The sequence below is a fragment of the Nocardia rhizosphaerihabitans genome, assembly GCF_014646295.1.
GTDB lineage: Bacteria > Actinomycetota > Actinomycetes > Mycobacteriales > Mycobacteriaceae > Nocardia > Nocardia rhizosphaerihabitans.
The window spans coordinates 1,040,314-1,061,294 of record NZ_BMNE01000001.1 but is presented as its reverse complement, the minus strand read 5'-3'; the positions used below and the strand labels follow the sequence as shown (position 1 = coordinate 1,061,294).

The 20,981-nt window shown below is 69.4% G+C and carries 22 protein-coding genes; 16 read left to right on the top strand and 6 right to left on the bottom strand.

The window, feature by feature from the left end; translation table 11 throughout:
- Nucleotides 1-73 precede the first annotated feature (73 nt).
- Nucleotides 74-982 (top strand): 4-hydroxy-tetrahydrodipicolinate synthase, encoded by a 909-nt coding sequence (gene dapA, locus IEY60_RS04785; RefSeq protein ID WP_189024165.1) that lies wholly within the window; start codon nucleotides 74-76, stop codon nucleotides 980-982.
- Nucleotides 979-3,021: a ribonuclease J gene (locus IEY60_RS04780; RefSeq protein ID WP_229739538.1), complete on the top strand. Its 2,043-nt coding sequence runs from the start codon at nucleotides 979-981 to the stop codon at nucleotides 3,019-3,021. Before dapA ends, IEY60_RS04780 begins: the two co-directional genes overlap by 4 nt.
- A 61-nt stretch (nucleotides 3,022-3,082) precedes the next feature.
- Here the strand turns inward: IEY60_RS04780 and IEY60_RS04775 are convergent, their stop codons facing one another.
- On the bottom strand, nucleotides 3,083-3,631 hold the full coding sequence (locus tag IEY60_RS04775; protein ID WP_189024163.1) for a WKL family lipoprotein: 549 nt from the start codon (nucleotides 3,629-3,631) through the stop codon (nucleotides 3,083-3,085).
- A 57-nt stretch (nucleotides 3,632-3,688) separates the two neighbouring features.
- Nucleotides 3,689-4,078 (bottom strand): DUF4189 domain-containing protein, encoded by a 390-nt coding sequence (locus IEY60_RS04770; protein WP_189024161.1) that lies wholly within the window; start codon nucleotides 4,076-4,078, stop codon nucleotides 3,689-3,691.
- Nucleotides 4,079-4,374: 296 nt separating this feature from the next.
- Between IEY60_RS04770 and IEY60_RS04765 the strand changes: the two genes are divergently transcribed.
- Together IEY60_RS04765 and IEY60_RS04760 are read left to right on the top strand one after the other, a co-directional pair.
- Entirely contained in the window at nucleotides 4,375-6,924 is a 2,550-nt protein-coding gene (locus tag IEY60_RS04765) for a DNA translocase FtsK (protein ID WP_189024159.1), read from the top strand.
- Nucleotides 6,925-7,375: 451 nt separating this feature from the next.
- Entirely contained in the window at nucleotides 7,376-8,356 is a 981-nt protein-coding gene (locus IEY60_RS04760) for a TerC family protein (protein WP_189024157.1), read from the top strand.
- A 54-nt stretch (nucleotides 8,357-8,410) separates the two neighbouring features.
- Here IEY60_RS04760 and IEY60_RS04755 read toward each other — a convergent pair whose 3' ends face one another.
- Together IEY60_RS04755 and IEY60_RS04750 are read right to left on the bottom strand one after the other, a co-directional pair.
- On the bottom strand, nucleotides 8,411-8,695 hold the full coding sequence (locus IEY60_RS04755) for a YciI family protein (protein WP_189024155.1): 285 nt from the start codon (nucleotides 8,693-8,695) through the stop codon (nucleotides 8,411-8,413).
- A 35-nt stretch (nucleotides 8,696-8,730) separates the two neighbouring features.
- Nucleotides 8,731-9,297 (bottom strand): amino-acid N-acetyltransferase, encoded by a 567-nt coding sequence (locus IEY60_RS04750; RefSeq protein WP_189024153.1) that lies wholly within the window; start codon nucleotides 9,295-9,297, stop codon nucleotides 8,731-8,733.
- A gap of 182 nt (nucleotides 9,298-9,479) precedes the next feature.
- Here IEY60_RS04750 and pgsA point away from each other — a divergent pair, with 182 nt between their 5' ends.
- The 5 genes from pgsA to pspM all read left to right on the top strand — a co-directional run bounded on the left by pgsA (nucleotide 9,480) and on the right by pspM (nucleotide 13,278).
- Nucleotides 9,480-10,136, top strand: coding sequence for a CDP-diacylglycerol--glycerol-3-phosphate 3-phosphatidyltransferase (gene pgsA, locus IEY60_RS04745; RefSeq protein WP_189024151.1), 657 nt, complete (start codon nucleotides 9,480-9,482; stop codon nucleotides 10,134-10,136).
- Nucleotides 10,133-10,624, top strand: a complete 492-nt coding sequence (locus tag IEY60_RS04740) for a CinA family protein (RefSeq protein WP_189024149.1) — start codon at nucleotides 10,133-10,135, stop codon at nucleotides 10,622-10,624. The genes pgsA and IEY60_RS04740 overlap by 4 nt, the downstream gene beginning before the upstream one ends.
- A gap of 91 nt (nucleotides 10,625-10,715) precedes the next feature.
- A complete protein-coding gene (locus IEY60_RS04735; protein WP_189024147.1) occupies nucleotides 10,716-11,162 on the top strand; it encodes a helix-turn-helix domain-containing protein in 447 nt (148 codons plus the stop codon).
- A gap of 195 nt (nucleotides 11,163-11,357) precedes the next feature.
- On the top strand, nucleotides 11,358-12,182 hold the full coding sequence (locus tag IEY60_RS04730; RefSeq protein WP_189024145.1) for a PspA/IM30 family protein: 825 nt from the start codon (nucleotides 11,358-11,360) through the stop codon (nucleotides 12,180-12,182).
- 244 nt (nucleotides 12,183-12,426) lie between these two features.
- Nucleotides 12,427-13,278, top strand: a complete 852-nt coding sequence (gene pspM, locus IEY60_RS04725) for a phage shock envelope stress response protein PspM (RefSeq protein WP_229739537.1) — start codon at nucleotides 12,427-12,429, stop codon at nucleotides 13,276-13,278.
- Between the two features lie 48 nt (nucleotides 13,279-13,326).
- On the opposite strand, the gene IEY60_RS04720 is transcribed toward pspM, so the two are convergent.
- Complete coding sequence (locus tag IEY60_RS04720; protein ID WP_189024143.1) at nucleotides 13,327-14,814, bottom strand: carboxylesterase/lipase family protein; 1,488 nt, start codon at nucleotides 14,812-14,814, stop codon at nucleotides 13,327-13,329.
- A 201-nt stretch (nucleotides 14,815-15,015) separates the two neighbouring features.
- On the opposite strand from IEY60_RS04720, the gene IEY60_RS04715 reads away from it, so the two are divergent.
- From IEY60_RS04715 to IEY60_RS04695, 5 genes are all read left to right on the top strand, one after another.
- Entirely contained in the window at nucleotides 15,016-15,192 is a 177-nt protein-coding gene (locus IEY60_RS04715) for a hypothetical protein (RefSeq protein WP_189024141.1), read from the top strand.
- Nucleotides 15,193-15,221: 29 nt separating this feature from the next.
- Nucleotides 15,222-15,932: a PIG-L deacetylase family protein gene (locus tag IEY60_RS04710; protein ID WP_189024138.1), complete on the top strand. Its 711-nt coding sequence runs from the start codon at nucleotides 15,222-15,224 to the stop codon at nucleotides 15,930-15,932.
- Between the two features lie 88 nt (nucleotides 15,933-16,020).
- On the top strand, nucleotides 16,021-17,172 hold the full coding sequence (locus tag IEY60_RS04705) for a glycosyltransferase (protein ID WP_189024136.1): 1,152 nt from the start codon (nucleotides 16,021-16,023) through the stop codon (nucleotides 17,170-17,172).
- A gap of 71 nt (nucleotides 17,173-17,243) precedes the next feature.
- Entirely contained in the window at nucleotides 17,244-17,435 is a 192-nt protein-coding gene (locus tag IEY60_RS04700) for a DUF3046 domain-containing protein (RefSeq protein WP_189024134.1), read from the top strand.
- A 7-nt stretch (nucleotides 17,436-17,442) separates the two neighbouring features.
- Nucleotides 17,443-18,669: a tetratricopeptide repeat protein gene (locus IEY60_RS04695; RefSeq protein ID WP_189024132.1), complete on the top strand. Its 1,227-nt coding sequence runs from the start codon at nucleotides 17,443-17,445 to the stop codon at nucleotides 18,667-18,669.
- 9 nt (nucleotides 18,670-18,678) lie between these two features.
- Here IEY60_RS04695 and IEY60_RS04690 read toward each other — a convergent pair whose 3' ends face one another.
- Entirely contained in the window at nucleotides 18,679-19,194 is a 516-nt protein-coding gene (locus tag IEY60_RS04690) for a CGNR zinc finger domain-containing protein (RefSeq protein ID WP_189024130.1), read from the bottom strand.
- A 128-nt stretch (nucleotides 19,195-19,322) separates the two neighbouring features.
- On the opposite strand from IEY60_RS04690, the gene IEY60_RS04685 reads away from it, so the two are divergent.
- Both IEY60_RS04685 and recA read left to right on the top strand, forming a co-directional pair.
- Nucleotides 19,323-19,772, top strand: a complete 450-nt coding sequence (locus tag IEY60_RS04685) for a nuclear transport factor 2 family protein (RefSeq protein WP_189024128.1) — start codon at nucleotides 19,323-19,325, stop codon at nucleotides 19,770-19,772.
- 170 nt (nucleotides 19,773-19,942) lie between these two features.
- Nucleotides 19,943-20,980: a recombinase RecA gene (gene recA, locus IEY60_RS04680; RefSeq protein WP_189024126.1), complete on the top strand. Its 1,038-nt coding sequence runs from the start codon at nucleotides 19,943-19,945 to the stop codon at nucleotides 20,978-20,980.
- Nucleotide 20,981: the final 1 nt, after the last annotated feature.

Sequence of the window (20,981 nt, the reverse complement as noted above, 5' to 3'; positions counted from 1 at the left end):
AGACACCCACCGGCAGATGGATCGGGCGCTAGGGTGTCGAGGCTCAACTGGGGACCGGGTAGCCTTTCTGACCATGACGAACGGTGAATCGACGCCAACGGAGCTGCACGCGTCCGGCACGGTGGGTGTCGCGATGGTGACCCCCTTCAGCGCTGCGGGCAAGGTCGACATCGATGCCGGTGTGGCCCTGGCGGCGCGCCTGGTCGACCGCGGCGTCGATCTGCTGGCCATCTCGGGCACCACCGGTGAGTCGCCGACCACCACCGAATCGGAGAAGTCCGACCTGCTGCGCGCCGTCGTCGACGCTGTGGGCGAGCGCGCCACCGTGATCGCGGGCGCGGGCACCTACGACACCGCGCACTCGCTCGAGCTGGCGCGCGCCGCCGAGAACGCGGGCGCGCACGGCCTGCTGGTCGTGACCCCGTACTACTCGCGGCCCACGCAGGAGGGCCTGATCGCGCACTTCACCGCGGTCGCCGACGCCACCTCGCTGCCGGTGACCCTCTACGACATTCCACCGCGGTCGGTGGTGCCCATCGCCATCGACACGATCCGCCGGCTCGCCGACCACCCGAACATCGTCGCGGTGAAGGACGCCAAGGGCGATCTGGTCTCCGGCGCCGATCTCATCGCGACCACCGGTCTGGCCTTCTACTCCGGCGACGACGGGCTCAACCTGCCCTGGCTCTCCGTCGGCGCCACCGGATTCATCAGCGTGATCGGTCATCTCGTGCCCGAACGCCTGCGCGAGATCCACCAGGCGTACACCGCCGGTGACGTTGCCCGGGCCAGGGAGATCAACGCGACACTGTTGCCGCTGTTCGCGGCCATGACCCGCCTGGGAGGTGTGGCGATGTGCAAGGGAGCTCTTCGATTGCTCGGTGTCGAGGTGGGTGAACCCCGGTTGCCCCAGCTGATGCCCACGCCGGCGCAGCTCGACGCGCTGGCGCTGGATCTGCAGGCCGCGGGGGTGTCGGCATGACCGAACCGGCCGCTCGCAAGCCCCGTCGCCGTTCCGCCAGCCGCGCTGCAGGCGCGCCCGAACCCACTCCGGTCGCACCGCCGCAGGCCGCCCCGAAGCAGCCCGAACCGGCCGCGACGCCGGTCGCCGAGATCGTCGCCGAGGCGAACCTGGTCGGCGAGGCCGAGGTGGGCACCGACCTGATCAGCGTCGCCGAGGAGCAGGTCACCGTGCCGAAGAAGGCCGGTTCGCGCCGCGCCAAGAGCAAGCCCGCCGCCGAGCAGGCGCCGCAGCAGCAGTCCCGTGGCGGTGGTGGTCGTGGCCGCCAGGGCGGTGGCCGCGGTCGTGGCGCAGCACCGGCCGCCGAACCCCGCGAGAAGGCGGCCCAGGACCGGCTCGGCGCCCCGCCGAAGCTGCCGAAGAACGGCCTGCGCGTGTTCGCGCTCGGCGGCATCGGCGAAATCGGCCGCAACATGACCGTTTTCGAGTACAACGGCAAGCTGCTGATCGTCGACTGTGGTGTGCTGTTCCCCGAGGATCAGCAGCCCGGCGTCGACCTGATCCTGCCCGACTTCCAGCCCATCGAGGACCGGATGGACGACATCGTCGCCATCGTGCTCACCCACGGTCACGAGGACCACATCGGCGCGGTGCCGTTCCTGCTGCGCAACCGCCCCGACATCCCCGTGATCGGCGCGAAGTTCACCCTCGCGCTGGTCGCCGCCAAGTGCCGTGAGCACCGGCTGCAGCCCAAGCTCATGGAGGTCGCCGAGGGCGAGACCACCGTGCACGGCCCGTTCGAGTGCGAGTACTTCGCGGTCAACCACTCGATCCCCGACGCCATCGCGGTCGCCATCCGCACTCCGGCGGGCGTCGTGCTGCACACCGGTGACATCAAGCTCGACCAGCTGCCGCTCGACGGCCGCCTCACCGACCTGGCCGGCTTCTCCCGCCTCGGCGACGAGGGTGTCGACCTGTTCCTGGTCGACTCCACCAATGCCGAGGTCCCCGGCTTCGTCACCCCCGAGCGCGAGATCGGTGGTGTGCTCGACAATGTCATCGGCAAGGCGCGCAACCGCGTCATCGTCGCCTCCTTCGCCAGCCACGTGCACCGCATCCAGCAGGTCGTCGACGTGGCGCAGAAGTACAACCGCAAGATCTGCTTCGTCGGCCGCTCGATGGTGCGCAACATGCAGATCGCGCAGGACCTGGGCTACCTGACGGTGCCCGACAATGTGGTCGTCGACCTGGATCAGGCCGCGAACCTGCCCGGCAACCGACTGGTGCTGATCTCCACCGGCTCCCAGGGCGAGCCGCTCTCGGCGCTGGCCCGGATGGCCCGCGGCGACCACCGCCAGATCAACATCCGCGCCGACGATCTGATCGTGCTGGCCTCCTCGCTGATCCCCGGCAACGAGAACTCGGTGTTCGCGGTGGTCAACGGGCTGGCCCGGCTCGGCGCGACGGTCATCACCCAGCAGAACGCGAAGGTGCACGTCTCCGGCCACGCCTCGGCCGGTGAGCTGCTGTACCTGTACAACGCGGTGCGCCCGACCAATGCCATGCCGGTGCACGGCGAATGGCGGCACCTGCGCGCCAACGCCGCGCTCGCGGTGGCGACCGGCGTTCCCGAGGAGCGGGTCGTGCTGGCCGAGGACGGCGTGGTGGTCGACCTGGTCGACGGCATCGCCTCCATCGTCGGCCGGGTGCCGGTCGGGCACGTCTACGTCGACGGCCTCTCGGTCGGTGACGTCGGCGAGTCGACTCTGTCGGACCGCCTTGTCCTCGGCGAGGGCGGCTTCATCTCGATCACCGTCGTCATCGACGCGACCACCGGCAAGGCGGTCAGCACCGAGATCAACGGACGCGGCTTCTCCGACGACCCGGCCGCGCTCAACGGCGCGAACGAACTGGTGGAGGCCGAGCTGCTGCGGCTGGCCGGCGAGGGCATCACCGACACCCACCGCATCGCCCAGGGCGTGCGGCGCGTGGTCGGGCGCTGGGTCGCCGACACCTACCGTCGCCGCCCGATGATCGTGCCGACGGTCATCGGCGTCTGACCTAGGCGAAACACGAAACCGCCGGGTGACAGTGTCGCCCGGCGGTTTTCGTTGTCTCGCGTCAGGCCTGGCAGGCCGCGGAGTCGAGCTTGGCCGACTTCACGATGTTGCAGGTGAACACGTGCGACACGCGCCAGCCGCCCTCGGAGGCCACGAATTCCACGGTCGCGCCCTGGACCGGGGTGCCGTCGATGGTGACGTCGGCGGGTGCCTTCACCTTGCCGTCGGCGGGCGTGCCGACACTGGTGATCTTGGCCTTGACGTTGTTCTTCTTCGCCGCCTCGACGAACTTGTCGACCAGGTTCGGGTCGCGCTCGGCGTCCTCGATGAAGGTCGCCTTCTCCTCGGCGGTCAGCTGACCCGCCATGGCCTTGTCCAAGCGGGCGTTGAGCTCGTCGACCGTCGGCGCGGGCAGTACCGGCACGGCGGTGGTCATCGGCGCGTCACCCTCCTGGGTGCCCTCCACCTTCTTGCCGTCCTCGAACGCGGCCCCCGCGGTGGTCGTCGGGGCCCCGGCGGAGGGCTCGCTGCTGCTGCTGCACGCGGTCAAGCCGAGCGCGGCGGCGGCCGCCGTCACGGCGACCGCCGTCTTGAACATGCGGTTGTTCACTGATCTCCCCAATTGAGATATGCCGCCGGAGTGAGTTTCCGGCGGGTCGTGCGCGACTCAGACCTCGTAGCCCGAAGTGCAGTTCCAGTTGATGATGGTGGCCGCGCCGCGGTTGGCGTTGAGCGCGCCGCGCTTGGCCGCCCGCAGCGAGGAGGCCGAGGCCCAGCTGTAGGAGCGGCTCGACTCGGCGAGCGCGCCGCATCCGTTGCGCCACGAGATCTTCACGTCGCACCCGGCGCCGCCCCCGCTACGCTGGCAGCCGGCGATGGCGGCCGACTCGGCCGCGGCGTAGCTGCCGTAATTGGCGGTGATGCTGGACGCGCCGTTACGCGAGAGCGCGAGCGCGCCGTAGTTGCTGGCCTGCGCCTGCGCCGGCGCGATGTGGCCGCCCAGTAGCGCGCCGATGGTCGCGGTCATGACCACCGCGCCGGTGAAAACTCTTTTCACTTGATTCCCCTCGTATTCCTGGCCACAACCTGGTGGACCGGGTGACAACGTACCGACCGTTGCGTCCTCCGCGCCACCCTGCGGCGCCCGGATTCGAGCCGATCACAAGGGATCTGAAAGGTTTTGCTCAGGTCGCGCCGGCGCCGAAACACCGCGAAACGCGGTCGCCGGCGAGATTTCCCCGCGCTGACCGGGGCCCCGCGACCTGCGCATCCAGGTGAGATCACGGTCGCAACCGGGGTGGGACCAGTGTTGCGGATGGTCCGGGCGGTGCTCGAGCGGCTAGCCTGATGGTCATGGCAGGTAAGTCCCGCAGCACCACGACCTCTCGGGCGCGGGCGGGATCGAGCAGGGGGCAGACGCCGTCGGCGCGATCTCGTTCGACGACTCCGCGAGCGTCGGCGGCGCCACGCGGGCGAACCGCACCCGCGCGCAGGCCGGTCAAGCGCGCGTCGGACACGGCGCCGCTGGCGGTGATCGGTCGCGGCGTCGGCAGCGGCTGGACCATGCTGGCGCGCGGCGTCGGCGCCACCACCCGCACCCTGAGCCGCGCGGGCGAGATCGAGCACGGGCACCGGCGCGACGGGATCGGCTTGGCGCTCATCGCGGTCAGCGCGATCATCGCCGCCGCCATGTGGATGTCGGCGGGCGGTCCGGTCGGGCGCTTCCTCGAAGACGTCGTGCGCGCGATCGCGGGAACGGCGGGTGGGCTGGCACCGCTGCTGTTCATCGCGCTCGCCGTACTGCTCATGCGCACCGAGCCGCATCCGGAGATCCGGCCGCGGCTGGTGCTGGGCGGGCTGCTCGTCGTGCTGCCCGCGCTGGGCGTGTGGCATCTGGCCGCCGGGTCACCCACCGACGCCCATGGCCGTTCGCGGGCGGCGGGCGCGCTCGGTTACGCCATCGGCGGTCCGCTCGGGCAGGGGCTCACGCCGTGGCTGGCGTTGCCGATCCTGCTGCTGGCCATGGTGTTCGGCGTGCTGCTGCTCACCGGGACCACGGTGCGTGAGGTGCCGGCGGCCCTGAGCGAGTACTTCGGCCTCGGCGAGCACGCAGGCGACGACGACCCGTACGACCCGGCCGACTACGACGCCGACGGATTCCCGGTGCACCGCAACCGGACCCGCCGCCGTGGCCAGACCCCCGACGACAACTATCCGCCCGACGAGTTCGGCGGCTCCGACGCGCTCACCGAGTCCCTCGGCGAACCGCCGCTGCGCGACGCCAAGCCGATCGTCGACGAACCGCCCGCGCCCGCACCGAAACCGGCGCGGAAACGCCCGCCCGCCAAGGTCGTCGACCAGACCCCGCCCGCGCCGCCGGAGCCGGAGTTCGTCACCGACCGCGTCGTCGACGGCGACTACACGCTGCCCCCGCTGACCCTGCTGCTCGACGGCGATCCGCCCAAGAAGCGTTCGGCCGCCAACGAATCGATGATCGAGGCGATCACCGAGGTGCTGGTGCAGTTCAAGATCGACGCCGCCGTCACCGGTTTCGTGCGCGGCCCGACCGTCACCCGCTACGAGGTGGAACTGGGTCCCGGCGTCAAGGTCGAGAAGATCACCGCGCTGGCCCGTAACCTCGCCTACGCCGTCGCCACCGAGAACGTGCGCCTGCTCGCGCCGATCCCCGGCAAGTCGGCCGTCGGTATCGAGGTGCCCAACGCCGACCGCGAATTGGTGCGCCTGGCCGACGTGCTCAAGTCGCCACACACCCGCAACGACCACCATCCGCTGGTGATCGGCCTCGGCAAGAACATCGAGGGCGAGTTCGTCTCGGCGAACCTGGCCAAGATGCCGCACCTGCTGGTGGCGGGCTCCACCGGTTCCGGTAAGTCCAGCTTCGTCAACTCGATGCTGATCTCGCTGCTGCACCGGGCCACGCCGGAAGAGGTCAGGATGATCCTGATCGACCCGAAGATGGTGGAACTCACCCCGTACGAAGGCATTCCGCACCTGATCACGCCCATCATCACCCAGCCGAAGAAGGCCGCCGCCGCGCTGGCCTGGCTGGTCGAGGAGATGGAACAGCGCTATCAGGACATGCAGGCCAACAAGGTCCGCCACATAGACGACTTCAACAAGAAGGTGAAGTCGGGTCAGATCACCGCGCCGCTGGGCAGCGAGCGCGTCTACCGGCCCTACCCGTACATCCTGGCCATTGTCGACGAGCTCGCCGATCTGATGATGACCGCGCCGCGCGACGTCGAGGACGCGATCGTGCGGATCACCCAGAAGGCGCGTGCGGCGGGCATCCACCTGGTGCTGGCCACCCAGCGTCCGTCGGTGGACGTGGTCACCGGCCTGATCAAGACCAATGTGCCCTCGCGCCTTGCCTTCGCGACCTCCTCGCTCACCGACTCGCGCGTCATCCTGGACCAGCCGGGCGCGGAGAAGCTGATCGGCATGGGCGACGGCCTGTTCCTGCCGATGGGCGCGGGCAAGCCGACCCGTCTGCAGGGGGCGTTCATCTCCGACGAGGAGATCCACGCGGTCGTCGAGTTCAGCAAGACCCAGGCCGAACCCGAGTATCAGGAGGGCGTCACCGCCGCCAAGGCCGGTGAGGTCAAGGACGTCGATCCCGATATCGGCGACGACATGGACGTGCTGCTGCAGGCCGTGGAACTCGTGGTCACCTCGCAGTTCGGCTCCACCTCCATGCTGCAGCGCAAGCTGCGGGTCGGCTTCGCCAAGGCGGGCCGGTTGATGGACCTGATGGAGACCCGCGGCGTCGTCGGGCCCAGCGAGGGCTCCAAGGCGCGCGATGTGCTGATCAAGCCCGACGAGCTGGACGGGTTGCTGTGGTCGATTCGTGGCGGCGACCCCGGCGGTGCCGAGGACGAATAGGTCGGTGCGCGTTGCTGGTTTGCTCTGACCGTGCCGGAAGCAGACGGCGACGAACGAGGAGGGACCGGAGGCGCGGAGGCGTACGGGTGTGGGAGAGGTGCCTGGATCAGGCCGGTGTGCAGCCGGTCAGCAGGCGCTACGAACGCGCGAAAGGCGTTGTGGCAGCCCGGCACCCAAGGGGTAGCCGGTGCATATCGACACGGCGTTCGTACTGCGCGGTGGATCCGTTCACGGCTAGCTCCTCTCGTGGTGCGGGGGTCTTGCGACGATGCGTCGACGGTAGCAGCGCGGGATGCGCCGCGAAACGGATTTTTCCGACGCGCCGACCGGGGCACGTGCAGGTCAGGCCGCGTGTGTGTGAAATCATGGCGGGCAATCGTTCCGCAAAGCCGACTGAAACGGACATTTCGGGCATGATGGGTCGCATGAACTTCATCGATCGGACCACCACATGCAGGTGACCACGCTCGAGTGGGTGATCACCGGTCTGGTGATCCTCGGCCTGTTCGTCTTCGACTTCTTCGCCCACGTGCGGACACCGCACGAACCGACGTTCAAGGAATCCGGCTTCTGGTCGGCCGTCTACATCAGCCTGGCCCTGTTGTTCGGCCTGTTCGTCGCCTGGAAATGGGGCGGCACCTACGCGGGGGAGTACTACGCGGGCTTCGTCACCGAGAAGGCGCTCTCGGTGGACAACCTGTTCATCTTCCTGATCATCATGAGCACCTTCGCCGTACCGCGGATCTACCAGCAGAAGGTGCTGCTGATCGGCATCGTGCTGGCGCTGGTGATGCGCGGTGTTTTCATCGCCGTCGGCGCGGCCGCGATCAGCGCGTTCAGCTGGGTGTTCTACCTGTTCGGCGCGTTCCTGATCTACACCGCGATCAATCTGCTGCGCGAGAGCGGGCACGAGGTCGAGCACGAGCAGCAACGTGACAGCCGGATCGTCGCGCTGGCCAAGCGGATCCTGCCGACCACCGACCAGTACGACGGCGACAAACTCGTCACCCGGATCGACGGCAAACGTGTGGTGACCCCGCTGCTGCTGGCGCTGCTGGCCATCGGCTTCGCCGACCTGCTCTTCGCGCTGGACTCGATTCCGGCCATCTACGGCCTCACGGAGCAGCCCTATCTTGTGTTCACGGCCAATGCCTTCGCGCTGATGGGCCTGCGGCAGCTGTACTTCCTCATCGGCGGTCTGCTCGACCGCCTGGTGTACCTGTCCTACGGTCTGGCCGCGATTCTGGCGTTCATCGGCATCAAGCTGGTCCTGCACGCCCTGCACGAGAACACGCTGCCGTTCATCAACGGCGGTGAGCACGTGAGCGTGCCGGAGATCTCCACCCCGGTGTCGCTGAGCGTGATCATCGGCATTCTGATCGTCGCCACGGTGGCGAGCCTGCTGAAGACCCGCAACACCACCTCCTCCTGAACACGCACTGCCCGGAACCATCGTGGTTCCGGGCAGTGCTGTGTCAGCGGCCGGTCACTCGGCGAAGGCGCCCATCACGGGCAGCCATTCGACGACGCGCACGGCGTCGATCAGGCCCAGCTTCGCGAACGGGTCGTCGGCGAGCAGCGTGGTCAGCGACGGCGCGTCCTCGGCGCGGAAGATCAGCAGCGCGCCGGTACCGTCCGGGTACGGGCCGCTGGTGAGCACCGTGCCCGCGTCGACGAGCGCGTTGAGCCAGCCGCGGTGCTCGGGGCGGTTGGTCGCCCGGTCGGCCGCGGTGGCCTCGGAATAGGTGTAGTGGACGGCGAAGATCGGCACGGTCGATCACTTTCTCGCGGTGGACTTGCGGAAATTCAGAGAGTCAGCAGCATGCGGGTGTTGCCGAGGGTGTTCGGCTTGACGTAGCTCAGATCGAGGAACTCGGCGACACCGGTGTCGTAGGACCGGCACATCTCGGCGTACACCTCGGCGGTGACGGGCGTGCCGTCGATCTCGACGAAACCGTGCCTGCCGAAGAAGTCCACCTCGAAGGTCAGCACGAACAACCGCTGCAACTGCAGCTCACGCGCGACCGCGACCAGCCGCTCGACGACGGCGCCACCGACACCGCGGCCCTTCACCACCGGATCGACGGCGACGGTGCGCACCTCGCCCAGATCGGCCCACAGCACGTGCAGCGCACCACAGCCGACGACCTGGCCGTCGAGCTCGGCGACCCAGAATTCCTGGACGGATTCGTACAGGGTGACCAGGTTCTTCTCCAGCAGGATGCGGCCCGCGTACTCGTCGACCAGGCGCTTGATCTCGGGGACATCCGAGGTTCGGGCTCGTCGGACGACCACGCCGGAAACAGGCGCCGCGGAGGGCGCGACGGGATGCGCGTCGCTGGTCGAACCACCCAGTGGTCCCCGTGAGGTCATGGGGTGCACAGTAGTCGGCCCGCTTACCGATAGTCTGAACGTGTGCCGCACATCCTGTCGATCCGCTCACCGCATCGCGCCGGGCTCGACGACCGGATCGGACGGCACTGTCCGCGCGAGCAAACCGCGCGCAAAACGTGTGGATTTCGGCGCAGTGCCGGTGAGTGCCGAGAGGGCAGGGCATGAGCGTGCGACCTGAAGAGATCGACCGCGGGTGGGAGGCGGCCGCGCCGCCGCGGGCGGTGCCGGACCGCGCCGAGGCGCAGGTTCCCGTGCTCAATATCGCGAACGTGCTGACCGTCGCGCGCATCGTGCTTGTCCCGTTGTTCGTGCTGGCGTTGTTCGTCGACGGCGGGCACGACACGCGCTGGCGCGTCATCGCCGCCGCGGTGTTCGGGCTGGCGGCGATCACTGATCGCTTCGATGGGCAACTGGCCCGCAAATACGGTTTGGTGACCGATTTCGGCAAACTGGCCGACCCCATCGCGGACAAGGCGCTGATCGGATCTGCGCTGATCGGGCTGTCGATCCTGGGTGATCTGCCCTGGTGGATCACCGTGGTCATCGTCGGACGCGAGATCGGCATCACACTGCTGCGGCTGGTGGTGGTCCGCCGTGGCGTGATCCCGGCGGGCCGCGGCGGCAAGCTCAAGACGCTGGTGCAGTCGATCGCCATCGCGCTGCTGCTGCTGCCGCTGTCGGGCGCCTTCGCGACCGCGGGCATGGTGTTGATGTACGCGGCCGTGGCGCTGACCGTGATCACCGGCCTGGACTACGTCGGCCAGGCGGCCCGGGTGTGGCTGGCAGGGGGACGCGGACGCGGCGAGTCCCGCTCGTGAGCGATCCGCTCGTCGACGGCGCTCCGGTCGCCGAACTGGTCCAGGCGCTGACCGCGGCCGGTCAGACCGTCGCCACCGCCGAATCGCTGACCGCGGGTCTGCTGGCGGCCACGGTGGCCGGTGTACCCGGCGCCAGCGTGGTGCTGCGCGGCGGTCTCATCGTCTACGCCACCGACCTGAAAAACCGGCTGGCCTGCGTCGACGACGACATCCTTCGGGTCGACGGGCCGGTCGCCGCGTCGACCGCCGAGCAGCTCGCGGTGGGCGCGCGGGAACGCTGTGGCGCCGACTGGGGTGTCGGCCTGACCGGGGTCGCCGGACCCGATTCCCAGGACGAGCACCCGGTCGGGACGGTATACCTCGGATTGGCCGGTCCGAGTCACAGCGAAGTGGTCCGGTTGAAACTGCACGGCGACCGGTGGACGATCAGAATCGGTGCGGTGCACAGCGCGGTGCGGGAGTTGCTGCGCTGTGTGACGACGAACTGACCGTGTCCGGGAACCACCGGCCGATGCTCGACGTTGTGCCAGAAAGAGGTGAGCACCGCTACGGCGGTGACACGAGGTGGAGGAGAACGAGATGACGCTGCTGCGGGAGGCAATCGGGGACAGTCTGCGGCGTGCGCGTCTCGCCCAGCATCGAACGCTGCGCGAGGTGTCGACCTCGGCGCGCGTGAGCCTCGGCTATCTGTCGGAAGTGGAGCGCGGCCGCAAGGAAGCCTCCAGTGAACTGCTCGCCGCTATCTGCGAGGCACTCGACGTGCCGCTGTCGCGGGTGCTGTGGGACGTGAGCACCATCATGGCGGGCGCGGACGGTTCCGCGCCGCGCGAGCCCGCGCTGACCGGCCCCGCCACCGAGCGCGAGCCCGTCGCGGCCGAGCCCGTCGCCGAACCGGCCGCCGCGCCCGAGTCGGCCGCCGCGAGCATGTCGGCCGACCAGGGCCCGCGAATCGGCATCGCCGAGGACACCCGCATCGTCATCCCGGCGCCGAGGGCCGAGATGCTGGTACTGGTGAAGGGAATGTGACGCGGCGAACCACGTGCCGGACACGCGAGACGCTGCACACCGCTGGTGAGAACGGATAGATTCTCATCAGGCGTCGATGGGGCCGGTCTCACCGGCTCGGGTGCCGCATGGTGAAGGATAAGCACATATCTGGTGCGTGACGGTCGCGCACCACCAGTCGCACGAGCGACGCACAGATGGAGGCGGGATCAATCGATGGCTAATCCGTTCGTGAAGGCCTGGAAGTACATGATGGCCCTCTTCGACTCCAAGATCGAAGAGCATGCGGATCCGAAGGTCCAGATTCAGCAGGCTATCGAGGAGGCGCAGCGTCAGCATCAGGCGCTGTCGCAGCAGGCGGCGTCGGTGATCGGTAACCAGCGTCAGCTGGAGATGAAGCTGAACCGCCAGCTCGACGAGGTCGAGAAGCTCAACGCCAATGCCCGTCAGGCCGTCACGCTGGCCGATCAGGCTGCCGCCGCGGGCGACACCGAGAAGGCGATCCAGTACACCAACGCCGCCGAGGCGTTCGCCGCCCAGCTGGTCACCGCCGAGCAGTCGGTGGAAGACCTCAAGGTGCTGCACGACCAGTCCCTGCAGGCCGCCGCACAGGCCAAGAAGGCGGTCGAGCAGAACGCGATGATGTTGCAGCAGAAGGTGGCCGAGCGCACCAAGCTGCTCAGCCAGCTCGAGCAGGCCAAGATGCAAGAGCAGGTCTCGGCCTCGCTGCAGCAGATGGACTCCACCCTGTCCGCACCCGGTTCCACCCCCAGCCTCGACGCGGTGCGCGACAAGATCGAGCGGCGCTACGCCAACGCGCTCGGTGCCGCCGAGCTGGCGCAGAACACGGTGCAGGGTCGCATGATGGAGGTCCAGCAGGCCAGCATCCAGATGGCCGGGCACAGCAAGCTCGAGCAGATCCGCGCCTCGATGCGTGGTGACGCCCTGCCGACCGGCAACAACGCCCAGGCGATCGACCCGGCCAAGCAGCAGCCCGCCCAGGCACCGCAGATCAACAAAGGACAGACCGCGCAGCAGTAATATCGGAGCGCTGGCGCGCTCGAGTCGCGGCCCCTTGTGTCCCGGCGATCAGGCACCGTTGCTTGCTCCTTCGTCGCCTACGCAACGGCGCCTGATCGCCGGGACGGCCGCGACCGCCGCTGCGCGGCGGACCCTTCTCGAGGTCGGGTCGTGCGGGGCTGGTCCGGCGGCTGTGGGCTTGTCAGGGGTAGGTGGTAGACCTGGGACGCTGCGGAGCTGGCCGGTGCGGCGGAAGGATGAGGGCATGAGCGGGAGAACACGGCGTGAGCGAGCCGAGATCGTCGATCCGGCGGCGTTGACGCGCCCCACCGCGACCGGTGGTGTGCCCGCGACCCTGCGGGAGGTCGGCGAGCAGGCGATGGTCGCCGTGCGGCGCTGGGCCGATCCGCGTGAACGCGAACTACGCCGTCGTCGGCGGGCGCGCAGGCGCAGTTTTCAGCTCGGCACCGCCTCGGGCATCACCACCGTCGGTGCGGTGGGTCTGGCCGTGGTGTCGGCGCCGGCCTGGGCGGTCGTCGTGATCGGTGGCGGCGCTGTCGCTTTCGTGACCGGTACCGCGTTGAGCGCCCGGCGGTATCTGCAGCTGCGCGGTCAGCCGTTGCCGCAGGCGGCCTTCGTCGCGCGCAAGTCACCCGGGCTGCGGTCGGTGGCCCGCGGTCCGATCCAGCGGTTGATCCGCGCCGAACGTGCCCTGCACGGTCTCGGCGCCCAGATCGCCCGTACCCGTCGCCTGCCCGAGGACGAGCTGCGCGACCTGCTCGAGACGGCCCGCTCCGGCGCGGCCGCGCTGCACGCGCTGGCCACCGACATCGTGGCGATGGAACAGGCCGCCGACACCGTCGGCCGCGCCAACCCCGAGACGGTGACCGCGTTGAAGACCACCGTCACCGGCGTGCTCGCGCGACTGGAGACCGGCGTCGTCGAGTACGAGCAGCTGGTCGCCGCCGCGGCCCGCATTCTCGCCGTTCCCGAGGACACCGTGGTCGCCTACCAGTTCAACGGCATCGTCGCCGACCTGCGCGAGGCCGCCGACCGCCTCGACGGCTGGGCCCAGGCACTGGCCGATCTGGCCGACCGTCCCGTCGGCCCGCGATAACCGGAGACGGACAACGACTTACGGCCCCGGCGACGGGGCCGTTTCTCGTCAGGCGATGGTCTGGCGCAGCGCGTCGAGTTCGGCCGATCGAAGGTCCTCGACCGTCGACGATTCCGGGGTGTCGAAGATGCGCACCCGCTTGGTCTCGCCGTCGAAGGCGGCCCACCCGGGATCGCCGCTGGTCGCGAATGCCACCCAGGCCGCGTGGATTTCGTCGGCCAGCGACTGCGGCGGGTTCGGTCCGGTGAGGGAATGCGCGTCGTCGATGGCGTCGAAGACGAACGGCACCTCGAGCACGTGGCACGCGCCGAGCCCGGGAAGACCGGTGGGCCAAGCGAATTCGTAGACGTGCGTCGGCGCGCCCGCGGCATTGGCCTCGGCGAAGTCGACGGTGCCGGCGCGGAAGCACCAGTCGGTGAGGATCGCGTTGAAGATCTCGTCGGGCGTCGCGTCCGGGCGCTGGGCCGAATAGGTCTGCGCGACAGCCGGATCGATGCCGTAGCGGGTGAGCACGAACGGCAGGGTGTCGGCGGTGACGGCGGCGGTGATGCCGGTCGGGACGGTGAAGAAGCGGAATTCTTCGGCGGTGGTGCCCGCGATGAGCGGGACAGCGCGCTCCGGATGCTCGGCCAGGACCGCGGTGGGCGCGCCGGGCACGATGTCGTCGTCGATCACCGGGAACAGGCTCATGATGCCCATGCCCTGCCCGATCACCGAGGTGCCCCAGCGCTGCGGATCCGGGTCGGTCATCATCGCGAGCGCGACCGCGTTCTGCGCGGTGCGCAGCTCGTCCGGCCCGAGCTTGCCGAAATCGGCCGCGGTCGGCGCGATGCCGAGCTCGTCGGCCAGCGCGACCGCGACCCTTCGGGCGTCCTCGGCGTCGGCGGCCACAGACCCGTTGCCGCTCTGCATGATCGCCCGCCGGAACAGCCCGGTCGACTGTGGCGCGGCGATCAGCGCCGCCACGCTCATCCCGCCCGCCGACTCGCCGAAGATGGTCACATTGTCCGGGTCGCCACCGAAGGCGGCGATGTTCTCGCGGACCCAGCGCAGCGCGAAGATCTGGTCGTGCAGGCCACGATTGAGCGGCGCTCCCTCGATCGCGGCGAACCCGGAGACCCCGAGCCGGTAGTTGATCGACACCATCACCACGCCGTCGCGCGCGAACGCCGCGCCGTTGTAGATCGCGCGCGCGTTGGACCCGCGCACGAACGCGCCACCGTGAATCCACACCAGCACCGGCAGCCCGCTCGCCGCCGGATCCGGGGTCCACACGTTCGCGTTGAGGTACTCGTCGCCGGGAATCCCGTCGCTGCCGATCAGGGCGTGGATCGGCGCCGGATACGGCGACTGCGCGCAGGTGGCGCCCATGTCCGTGGCCTCGCGCACCCCGTCCCACGCGGGCGCCGCCTCGGGCAGCTGGAAGCGTTTCGCGCCGACCGGCGCCGCCGCGTAGGGCACCCCGAGGAAACGGGTGACGCCTGCCTCGGTCCGGCCGCGCACCGTGCCGCTCGCGATCGTGACGATGGGTTCCATGGGCTCCTCCTCGCGCTGAGGCCCCGATTATGGACGTCCGCCCGGCTCGACGTGGTCGTTTGACGGGGACACGGTCTCGGGGTGAACCCTGAAATCGCCCCCGATATCGGTGCTGACCTGGTGATTTATCGGTTCGCCGGTGGCAGCATCGACAGTGTCGGATCGCCGGTCGGCGGTCGCGGAACTGGCGAGGAGCACATCATGGTCTGGAAAGTCATCGGCATCGTCGTGGTCGCACTGATCGCGTTCTGGATCCTCGGGGCGCTGATCGAGGCGCTGCTGCCGGTTCTGGTCATCGCGGCGATCGGTACCGGGTTGTACCTGTTGTACAAGGCGGTGTCCGGAGCCGACGACAAGGCCCCGCTCATCAAGCCGTAGTCCGGGCGTCTGCGCTTAGCATGGGCCGGGTGGATCAGGTACCTGAAGACTGGCAGCGCGGACTGGTGATCGTCGCGCATCCCGACGACATCGAATACGGCGCGGCCGCGGCCGTGGCGCGGTGGACCGCGCAGGGCAAGGACATTCGCTATCTGCTCGTCACCCGTGGCGAAGCGGGAATCGCGGGGATGCCGCCCGCGCAGGCCGGGCCGCTGCGTGAGGTCGAGGAGATCGCGGGCGCTCGCGAAGTCGGCGTGCACACCGTCGAATTCCTCGACCATCCCGACGGCCGGATCGAAGAGGGGCTCGCGTTGCGGCGCGAACTGGCCGCCGCGCTGCGCAGGCACCGCCCGGAGATGGTGGTGCTGTTCAACTTCGGCGACACCTGGGCGCCCGGGTTCGTCAACAGCGCCGATCACCGCGCGGTGGGCCGCTCGGCGATGGACGCCATCTCCGACGCGGGCAACGAGTGGATCTTCCCCGAGATCGCCGATCTGGCACCGTGGTCGGCGCGCTGGGCCGCCGTGGTCGGGCCGGTCATGACCCACGCCGTCGATGTCGGCGCCCACCTGGAGCAGGCGCGGGCTTCACTGTCCGCGCACCGGCGTTATCTGCAGGTACTCAGCTCGGTGCCGGTCGAGCAGCAGGTGGACGAGATCATTACGCGCGCAACGGGTCCCAAGGGCGGGTTCCCCGCAGCGCACGCGGTCGGCTTCGAGTTGTTCACCTTCGCCGGCTGATCGCGCCGCGCACCACCGGCCCGGTCGTCACACGCCGATTCCGCTGCGGCGCGGTGGACCATGTCGAGGGATATGGCAGTCTGGCGGCATGCGAGTAGCTGTGGTGGCCGGGCCCGATCCGGGGCATGCGTTTCCCGCGATCGCGCTGTGCCTGCGATTGCTGGACGCGGGAGACGAGCCGGTGCTGTTCACCGGTCCACGCTGGCTGGACGCGGCCAGAGCCGCCGGAATCAGCGTGCGCAGGCTCAAAGGGCTGGCCCCACGCCCCACCGACGACGACACCGACGCGGGCGCCCGGATCCACGAGCGCGCCGCCCACATCGCGACCGAGAACCTGCCCGAACTCAGCGCGATGCTGCCGGACCTTGTCGTCTCCGACGTGCTCACCGCGGGTGGCGGGATGGCGGCCGAACGGCTGACGCTGCCCTGGGTGGAACTGTCCCCGCATCCGCTGTACCTGCCTTCGAAATCCTTGCCGCCCATCGGCAGTGGGCTCGCGCCGGGGGAGGGCGTGCGCGGCCGGGTGCGCGACGGAGTGCTGCGCACGATGACCGCGCGCGCGGTCCGGGTGGGCACCCGGCAGCGTTCGGCCGCACGCGAGAGCATCGGCCTGCCCGCCGAGGATCCCGGTCCGACCGCGCGGCTGGTCGCCACGCTGCCCGCGCTGGAGCTGGACCGCCCGGACTGGCCCGCTGACACCCACGTTGTCGGACCGCTGCTGTGGGAACCGACCGACGCGATCCTGCCGGTGCCGCCGGGCGAGGCGCCCCTGGTGATGGTGGCGCCCTCGACCGCGCACACCGGCGTGGCCGCGATGGCCGAGACCGTGCTGGCAGGCTTGGCCGGACTCGGTGTGCGCGCGGCCGTCTCGATGCTCGACACCCCACCGGCCGACCTGCCCGACTGGGCCACCGCAGGCTTGGGCCGCCAGGACGAACTGCTCACCAAGGCCGCGGTGGTCGTCGGCGGCGGCGGACACGGACTGCTCGCCAAATCCCTGGCCGCCGGGGTGCCGGTGGTGACTGTCCCCGGCGGTGGCGACCAGTGGGAGCTGGCCAATCGCGCGGTGCGGCAGGGCAGTTCGGTGCTGGTGCGGCCGCTGACCCCCGAGGCGGTCGGTGCCGCGGTGCGCAAGGTGCTCGACGACCCGGCCTACGCCGCCGCGGCCCGCGAGGCCGCCGCGGGGCTGTCGCGGGTCGAGGATCCGGTCGACATCTGTCACGACGCCGCGAAGCGGTAGCGCGCACGCCGGGTCGGCCTGCCTTCCGATGGCCCTGTCGGGTGTCACCGAGCGCGAGTATCTTGGGCTTCGTGCGGTTGACCGAATTCCAGGAGCTGATGCACACCGAGTTCGGCGTGGCGCGCGCCGACGCCATGCTGGCCGATCACGTGATACCGGCGCTGGGGCGAACCGGCGCTGCCGCGATCGAGTCCGGTGTCGATCCGCGTGATGTGTGGCGCGCCCTCTGCGCCGACTTCGATGTTCCCCGAACCAGATGGTGAGCAGGTCATGGCAGTGACAGCGCAGAACCCGGACACCCGGCCGTATCGATTCGACGAGCGGCTGCGAATGATTCCCGCGGATCCCGAGACGCTCGCGGCCAGGGTCGCGGTCGCCGACCCCCACGATTTCGGCGGCCTCCGCAGGCTCGGCATCGCGCTGATGCTGCTCGGCCGCCACGACGAGGCCCTGGACCGGCTCGATCAGGCGCTGGAACTGGCCGACACCGAGCAGCGGCGGATCACCGTCTGGATCAATCTCGCCGACGTGTACCGCTACCAGGGCGAACCCACCCACGCCGAGACCCTGTACCGGCGTGCCCTCGAGGCCAGCCGCGCCCTCGATCCCGATCTCGTCTCCTTCGCCGCCCACCACCTGGGCAAATCGCTGGCCGAACAGCACCGCCCGCAGGAGGCGCGGGAGCTGCTCAACGAGGCGATGCGGTTGCGGGTGGCCGACGGCGACTCCGAACTCATCGAGTCCACCCGCGCGGCGCTGGACCACCTCGACGAGCTGGCCCTGCCGCTGCCGCCCGAGATCGCCGAGCTGCTCGGGCCGGTGCCGGCGTGGTCGGACGAGCACGAGGGCCGCGGGGGCAATCTCGTCCGCTCGGGCGGGTACTGGATCAAACGCGGACCGCGGGCCGTCGCCGAACACGATCGCTTGAACTGGTTGCGCGACAAGGGTATCGCGGTGCCCACGGTGGCGGCGTTCGCCGAGGACATCCTGGTGCTCGCCGACGCCGAAGCCAGGTCGCTCACCGACCTCGCCGGTGACGCGGCCGAGGTCGGCGCGCTGATGGGGCAGACCCTGCGCGCGCTGCACGCGCTGCCGGTCTGCGATTGCCCGTTCGACGGGGGCCTCGAGGTGACGCTGGCGCAGGCACGCCGCAATGTCGTCGAGGGTTTCGTCGACACCGCCGATTTCGACGCCGACCATCGTGAGCTCACCCCCGCCGCCATCCACGAGCACCTGGTGGCGCAGCGCCCCTCCGACGAGGATCTCGTCGTCGCGCACGGTGACTTCACCCCGGGCAATGTGCTCGCCGGTGGCGTGCTGATCGACGTCGCGGCGCTGGGCGTGGCCGACCGCTATCGCGACCTCGCCCTCGCCGAACGCGATCTGGCCGAGGACTTCGGCATCGACGCGGTGGTGGCGTTCTTCACCGCCTACGGGCTGACCGGCCCCGATCGCGCGAAACTCGAGTACTACCGGCTGCTCGACGAATTGTTCTGAGCTCGGCGCTCAGCTGCTCTTGGCGTAGTGGCGGGCGGCCTTGGTGCGGTTGCCGCAGGTCGCCATGGAATGCCAGCGGCGGGTGCCGTTCTTGGACGTGTCGTAGAAGAACAGCACGCAGTCGGGATGGGCGCACTGGCGGATCCGGTGCGGAGCCTCGGCGATGAGGTGCAGCAGGTTGTCGGCGGCGAGCCAGCCGGGCAGCCAGGCCGGGTCGGCGACCTCCGGGGTATCGCGCGGGCCGTCGTCGGTGAGCTCACGGCGGAGACGGCCGCGGTCGAGCACCCGGTTCAGGGCGGCGTGGTCGGCGGTCGTGACGGCCGCGTGGACGGCATCGCGGGCCGCGTGCAGCGCGGTCAGCGTGTGCTCGTCGACGGGGACGCGATCGGCGAGCCCGGTGAGCTCGAGCCACAACCGCAGACCGTCGAGATCGGTGAGCAGATCACCCGGGGTCGCGCCCGCCCAGCGGGTGTTGAGCAGGTCCAGGGCAGGTGGTTCGCCGGTGTGCGGACGGGGATCGCGCATGCCTGAGGTTACCAACTCCGCTCCTAACCACTGTCACGATTTCACGGGTTGACGGTGCTGCCCGGTCACCCTACTGTCTAACCTGTCAACATCGAATAGATAGTTATCATTCCGGGAGAGGTTCCACCATGCGACCGCCACTGCCACCCTTCGACCTCGAATCCGCCCGCGCCAAGGTCCTTGCCGCCGAAAACGCCTGGAACACCCGCGATCCCGAGCGGGTCGCCGCCGCCTACACCGAGGATTCGGTGTGGCGTAACCGTGACGAGTTCTTCGCCGGCCATGCCGCGATCGTCGACTTCCTCACCCGCAAATGGTCGACCGAGAACGGCTACGTCCTGCGCAAGGATCTGTGGGCCTTCCACGACAACCGCATCGCGGTGCGCTTCCAGTACGAATGGCACGACGAGACCGGACAGTGGTGGCGCAGCTACGGCAACGAGCAGTGGGAATTCGCGCCGGACGGGCGGATGTCGCGGCGCGAGGCCAGCATCAACGACGTGCGCATCGATGAATCGGACCGGCGGATCTTCGGGCCGCGCGCCGAGGGTGACGACTCGGTGCTGCCGCAGCGATAGGCGCCGGGCCTGCGGATGTGCGCCGGGTTTGCGGGTCCTCGCGTGTTGGGTGGGCGCGTCGCTTGACTCGAATGGGTGTTCGACTAATCTGGGCGCCAGAACTTGTCGGTGCCGGCCTCTACTGTGGGCGCCAACCAGAGAGACACTCACCTCGAGAAGGGGACCACATCATGGCACCGCAGGCCTACGATCGCGACAAAGCGCTGGAGCTGGCACTGGCGCAGGTGGAGAAGAGCTTCGGCAAGGGCGCGGTCATGCGTCTGGGCGAGGAGGCCCGCCAGCCCATCTCCGTCATCCCGACCGGCTCCATCGCGCTCGACGTCGCGCTCGGCATCGGCGGATTGCCGCGCGGTCGCGTCGTCGAGATCTACGGCCCGGAATCCTCGGGTAAGACCACCGTCGCGCTGCACGCGGTGGCCAATGCCCAGGCAGCGGGCGGTGTCGCCGCGTTCATCGACGCCGAGCACGCCCTGGATCCCGACTACGCCCGCAAGCTGGGCGTCGACACCGACGCGCTGCTGGTCTCCCAGCCCGACACCGGTGAGCAGGCCCTCGAGATCGCCGACATGCTGGTGCGTTCCGGCGCCATCGACATCATCGTCATCGACTCCGTCGCCGCCCTGGTGCCGCGCGCCGAGATCGAGGGCGAGATGGGCGACAGCCACGTCGGCCTGCAGGCCCGCCTCATGAGCCAGGCGCTGCGCAAGATGACCGGTGCGCTCAACACCTCGGGCACCACCGCCATCTTCATCAACCAGCTGCGCGAGAAGATCGGCGTCATGTTCGGCTCGCCGGAGACCACCACCGGTGGTAAGGCGCTGAAGTTCTACGCCTCCGTGCGCCTGGACGTGCGCCGCATCGAGACCCTCAAGGACGGCTCCGACGCGGTCGGCAACCGCACCCGCGTGAAGGTCGTCAAGAACAAGGTGAGCCCGCCGTTCAAGCAGGCCGAGTTCGACATCCTCTACGGCCAGGGCATCTCCAAGGAGGGCTCGCTCATCGACATGGGCGTCGAGCACGGCTTCATCCGCAAGTCCGGCTCCTGGTACACCTACGAGGGCGACCAGCTGGGCCAGGGCAAGGAGAACGCCCGCAAGTTCCTGCTGGAGAACACCGATGTGCGCGACGAGATCGAGAAGAAGATCAAGGAGAAGCTGGGCATCGGCGCCGACCTGACCGCCGAGGCCGACGCGCCCGCCGACTTCTGAG